Source organism: Atlantibacter hermannii (assembly GCF_009907385.1).
In the GTDB taxonomy this organism is placed as follows: Bacteria; Pseudomonadota; Gammaproteobacteria; order Enterobacterales; family Enterobacteriaceae; genus Atlantibacter; species Atlantibacter hermannii_A.
In genome coordinates, this window is sequence record NZ_JAAATR010000006.1 from 1 (window position 1) to 5,258 (window position 5,258).

The 5,258-nt window shown below is 49.4% G+C and carries 3 protein-coding genes and 2 pseudogenes; 4 read left to right on the forward strand and 1 reads right to left on the reverse strand.

Translation table 11 applies throughout. The annotated features are described in order from the left end of the window. Nucleotides 1-217 (reverse strand): annotated as a pseudogene (locus GV764_RS02630) (NAD(P)-dependent dehydrogenase); the annotation flags it as partial. A gap of 248 nt (nt 218-465) precedes the next feature. Here GV764_RS02630 and GV764_RS02635 point away from each other — a divergent pair. From GV764_RS02635 to GV764_RS02650, 4 genes and pseudogenes are all read left to right on the forward strand, one after another. Then, on the forward strand, nt 466-819 hold the full coding sequence (locus GV764_RS02635; protein WP_022631167.1) for a single stranded DNA-binding domain-containing protein: 354 nt from the start codon (nt 466-468) through the stop codon (nt 817-819). Between the two features lie 25 nt (nt 820-844). Then, a complete protein-coding gene (locus GV764_RS02640) occupies nt 845-3,862 on the forward strand; it encodes a Tn3-like element IS3000 family transposase (RefSeq protein WP_004199413.1) in 3,018 nt (1,005 codons plus the stop codon). A gap of 75 nt (nt 3,863-3,937) precedes the next feature. Next, nucleotides 3,938-4,339: pseudogene (locus tag GV764_RS02645) on the forward strand (AAA-type ATPase lid domain-containing protein); the annotation flags it as partial. Nucleotides 4,340-4,434: 95 nt separating this feature from the next. After that, nucleotides 4,435-5,079, forward strand: a complete 645-nt coding sequence (locus GV764_RS02650) for a quinolone resistance pentapeptide repeat protein QnrB1 (RefSeq protein ID WP_014386481.1) — start codon at nt 4,435-4,437, stop codon at nt 5,077-5,079. Nucleotides 5,080-5,258 lie beyond the last annotated feature (179 nt).

Here is a 5,258-nt window from a genome sequence, read left to right on the forward strand (position 1 = left end):
TATCACCACCGACTATTTGCAACAGTGCCGTAATTAATACCTTGCGCCCATTCAGGCGACCGCTTCCCTGATAGCTGTCTTCTCCATGATCGGGGCGCGGTTGCATTTTCCCCGCCAGCCCGGGAAAGGGCTGCTGCTGCTGTTGAAAAGGCGGCGCCGGAAAACGCGCAGAATTGGTTTTATTGATGGTCTTTTTTTCCTTGTTTAAGCCAGCCATTCAATTACCTCTCATTATTTATCACAAAGACTAATAAGCGTAGACCAAAATGAATGGCATGACCTATATTATCCAGCTACACTTAATTTTCTCGGAATATTACCCCCCCTACTTTCCTCTACCGTTGCGCTTATATCCCCACCAACGTTAGATTTAATTTAAACAATATTATTTGAGACTTATCCAGTTCGCAGTGTTAATAAATAGCAACCACACTTAACATTTCAACCTTGGCAAAAGGAGAACATATGAAATTATCCATAACGCCATTATTATGTTGTTTTTTATTGTCGCCAGCGCTTGCTGATGATAACGGCGGGTTGAAAAATGATACAGCTCCACCGCCAGCCCACGCTCTGGATGAAGGTTATCGTGGGACTGAAGATGCAAGAATCATGACTGTCGAACAGGCCAAAACGATGCATGACGGTGCGACCATTTCTCTGCGAGGTAATCTCATCGAGGATCAAGACGGAGACAAATTTGGGGTTCTAGGGATTTTCCGTCCAAAAACGACAAAGTGCTCTGGAGGCCCCGCCGTCTGTGGCCTCCAGAGGGGTATTACTTTTTTCGAGATCCCTATTTGGGCTCTGTTTGAGTAAGATTTAGTCTTTTTGGGCTAAATCCATGGCATTCGAAGAACGTGTCCAAATCTTGTCCGAGGCAGAACAAGATGAGTTATATGGACCCCCCGCTTTCACCTCCGCCGACCAACGCTTCTTTTTCTCGCTGAACGATAAGGAACTGGCGATCGCTAAAAGCCTCCGTCATCGGGGCCAGCGTTACATGCTGGTGGTACTGCTGGGCTATTTCAAAGCCAAGCCGGTGGTGCTGAATCCCGGCTTTCATCAGATCAAGCAGGACCTCAAATACGTTTATCAAACCGTTCTACCAGGCCCAGGCTGTAGACCCTTTAATCTCACGCCAAAAGAGAACGAACGGATTTACCAACGTGTTTTCCAGCTCTGCAACTACCAGCGCTGGAATGTCAAAGACCATGGAGCGGCGTTGAGAGATTACTTATCCCAGCAAGCCAGAGCCTGGACAGCGCCTAGGCACCTCTTCGATGCGGCCAATGAATATTGTTCGGGGCAGAAGATCGCAATCCCTGCCTACAGCACGCTGCAAAAGATCATCAGTCAGGTGGTGGGAGACGAACAGGAACACATGGCCGCGCACCTTGAGCGTGCAATGTCACGCGGTCTTAAGCAAGCACTGGCGGAGCTCGTGAACGGCACAGGTCCACTGCCGTTCCGACAGTTGCGACAATCGGCTCGTAACTTCACCGGAACCGAGTTGGAGAAAGAACTGATTGTCTATCGCCATATCCAGCATTGGATGCCGGAAGTGGATCTGCTGTTGAGCACGCTATCACTGTCGCAGAAAAATCTGCAACACCTGGCAGAGAAAGTCGACTACTACGGTGCCAAACTGAAACGTCAAACCGTAGGCAGCCAATGGCTGTATTTATTGTGCTATCTTCAAACGCGATGGCAGCAAGCGCTGGAACGTATTGCCGATGGCTTTGTGCATCATGTCAGACAGACCAAACAGAAGGCAAAGGATTATGCGCAGGAAGCGGTGTTTAAGGATTGGCAAAAAGCAGCTAAAAATGTCAGCAAGGCAGCTGAAGTACTGCACCTGTTCATTGATGACAGCATTGATCTGCAACTACCGTTTGCAACAGTAAGACAGCAAGCACTGAGCCTGCTGACCAAAAGGGATCTGGAATCTGTATGTCTCTTCCTGAACGAGCAGCGACGATCGGTCGATGAAGCCATGTGGCAGTACTGCGACGAGAAAGAAAGTCTGCGGAAAGGTTTGCTGCGAGAGTTGTTCCTATGTCTGCGCTTCGAAGGCTGCGACGGCACCCAGCACTTAGCGGCCGCCTTGGCGAAAACACAAAACGAACTCAACGGCCAGGACGCTCAGTTGCAAACTGCCGACACCAGACTCCTTTCCAAAAAATCACGTGAATTCCTGCTGGATGGTGAAGGGAATATCCTGATCGATCGTTATGAGTGGTTCCTCTATCAACAGATTCCTGATCGCCTGAATGGCCAGCTGACGCTGCCTGATATCACTAAATACCGGGCACTCGACGCCGACCTGATCGACGGGGAACATTGGCGAAAAAACAAATATACGCTGCTTCAACAGAGCCATTTTACAAAATTAGCGGAGGAGCCTGAAAAGCTGATCAAACAGATGGCCATGGAATTGGATACCCGTTTGTACGAAGTCGGCGAATATCTTGAACAGGAAGACAACCGGAATATCATCTTGCGTAATCCGCAGGGTAAACGCTTCTGGCGCCTGCCTTCGGCCAGCAAACATCATCTGGTCAACAATCCCTTCTTCCAGCAAATTCCCACAACGGGGATTGCGGATGTACTGCGCATGGTTGATCGTGACACCGGTTTCATTGACTGCTTCGCTCATGTGCTGGGTTCCCAATCCAGAAGCCGTTCCCATGAATATGACCTGTTGGCAATTCTGGTCGGCAATGCAACCAATCAAGGCATTTACGGCATGGCACAGATCTCTGATCGTACCTATGATCAGCTCAGCACTATCCAGGCGAACTATCTTCGCCTGGAAACATTGAATGCTGCTAACGACAACATCAATAACGCGACAGCCAAGCTACCCATCTTCCGGTACTACAACATCCAGGAAGATGTGATCCACGCCAGTGCCGATGGTCAAAAGTTCGAAGCCCGGCGCGAGACCTTCAAAACCCGTTATTCGTCGAAGTACTTTGGCACTCAAAAAGGTGTTTCTGCCATGACCTTGATCGCCAATCACGCTGCGATCAACGCCAGAGTGATCGGCGCCAACGAACATGAATCGCACTACATCTTTGATTTGTTGATGAGCAATACGTCAGACATCATTCCGGATGTGCTCTCAACCGATACCCATGGGGTGAACCATGTGAACTTCGCGTTACTGGATCTGTTCGGATACCAGTTTGCCCCACGCTATGCCCAGGTTGGCAAAGTGATCAATGACATGTTTGATGTCAAGGAAGACAAAGAACACCGAATTCAGCTGTGCTTAAAAAAGCCAATCAATACCCATCGTATTGCGCAGCACTGGGATACCATCCAACGGATTGCAGTATCACTTAAGCAGCGGAAAACAACGCAAGCCACCTTGGTGAGAAAGCTCTCGGAGTACAAGCGCAATCACCCGCTGCTGGAAGCCCTGACGGAATACAATCGCCTGGTGAAAGCGAATTATCTACTGTGCTACATCGATGATGCCAGTTTAAGAAACTATGTTCAGCGCGCGCTGAACCGGGGAGAGGCCTATCACCAACTGCGTCGGGCCGTGAGCAGCGTCAATGGGGATCAGTTCCGGGGCAGTTCAGACGAAGAAATCCAGCTATGGAATGAGTGCGCTCGCCTGGTCACCAATGCCATCGTTTACTTCAACTCCAGGATACTCAGCCAGCTGTTGACCAGCTTCGAATACCAAGGAGATACCAAGAGAATAGATATCGTCAAACAGGCATCCCCTGTGGCCTGGCACAACATTAACCTCAAGGGGACTTACCACTTCGAATTGAGCGAAAAATTGCCAGATCTGGAGGAGCTTATGCGCTCAATCGAGGGATATTTACCCGTCAGCGAAAAGTAATACCCCTCTGGAGGCCACGGACGGCGCGGCCTCCAGAGCACTTTGTCGTTTTTGGACGGAAAATCCCTAGAACCCCATTTTGCCATTCAGATGTGCCGCGAGATCGGATTACCTCTGTTTCCGGGTTTTAGTGCCGAGGCCAGAGAAACTCTCCTCCACTACCGTTGGCCGGGCAATATTCGTGAACTGAAAAACGTCGTGGAGCGATCCGTTTACCGGCATGGAACCAGTGATTACCCGCTGGATGAGATAATCATTGACCCCTTCCGCCGCCACACTACTCAGCCGCAGGCGCCGGAAACTAAACCGATGTCTGTAGGGTTACCGCTGGATCTGCGTGAATTCCAGCAGCAGCAAGAGAAAGACTTTCTACAAACCAGCTTACAGCAGGCAAAATTTAACCAGAAAAAAGCCGCTGAATTACTGGGTCTGACTTACCATCAGCTTCGCGCTTTGCTGAAAAAACACCAGATTTAACGCACATTTGCAGATGTCATATTGGCGGATTTGACGCATAACCTCATCAGGGTTTACCATGACGCCATTACTGTATAAAAAAAACAGGTACAAATATGGCTCTGGCACTCGTTGGCGAAAAAATTGACAGAAACCGTTTCACCGGTGAGAAAATTGAAAATAGTACATTTTTTAACTGTGATTTTTCAGGTGCCGACCTGAGCGGCACTGAATTTATCGGCTGTCAGTTCTATGATCGTGAAAGCCAGAAAGGGTGCAATTTTAGTCGTGCGATGCTGAAAGATGCCATTTTTAAAAGCTGTGATTTATCCATGGCGGATTTTCGCAATTCCAGTGCGCTGGGCATTGAAATTCGCCACTGCCGCGCACAAGGCGCAGATTTCCGCGGCGCAAGCTTTATGAATATGATCACCACGCGCACCTGGTTTTGTAGCGCATATATCACGAATACCAATCTAAGCTACGCCAATTTTTCGAAAGTCGTGTTGGAAAAGTGTGAGCTGTGGGAAAACCGTTGGATAGGTGCCCAGGTACTGGGCGCGACGTTCAGTGGTTCAGATCTCTCCGGCGGCGAGTTTTCGACTTTCGACTGGCGAGCAGCAAACTTCACACATTGCGATCTGACCAATTCGGAGTTGGGTGACTTAGATATTCGGGGCGTTGATTTACAAGGCGTTAAGTTGGACAACTACCAGGCATCGTTGCTCATGGAGCGACTTGGCATCGCGGTGATTGGTTAGCATTCACGGAGCGGTAAGTACCGCTCCCGCCCTTATACAATAGTGTCCGCCCTTGCCTTAAAAGTCACTTTCGACGCACAGATCGTAAACGTTAGAGGGTTCCGGTCCCCCCATCAGAACACCAGACCTGACCAGACGTATAGCTGTTCGGCACTGTTGCAAAGTTAGCGATGAGGCAG

Bases quoted from the DNA above. Each gene is read 5' to 3' on its own strand.
- GV764_RS02635 (WP_022631167.1), top strand. From the start codon at position 466: ATGAAATTATCCATAACGCCATTATTATGTTGTTTTTTATTGTCGCCA.
- GV764_RS02640 (WP_004199413.1), top strand. From the start codon at position 845: ATGGCATTCGAAGAACGTGTCCAAATCTTGTCCGAGGCAGAACAAGAT.
- GV764_RS02650 (WP_014386481.1), top strand. From the start codon at position 4,435: ATGGCTCTGGCACTCGTTGGCGAAAAAATTGACAGAAACCGTTTCACC.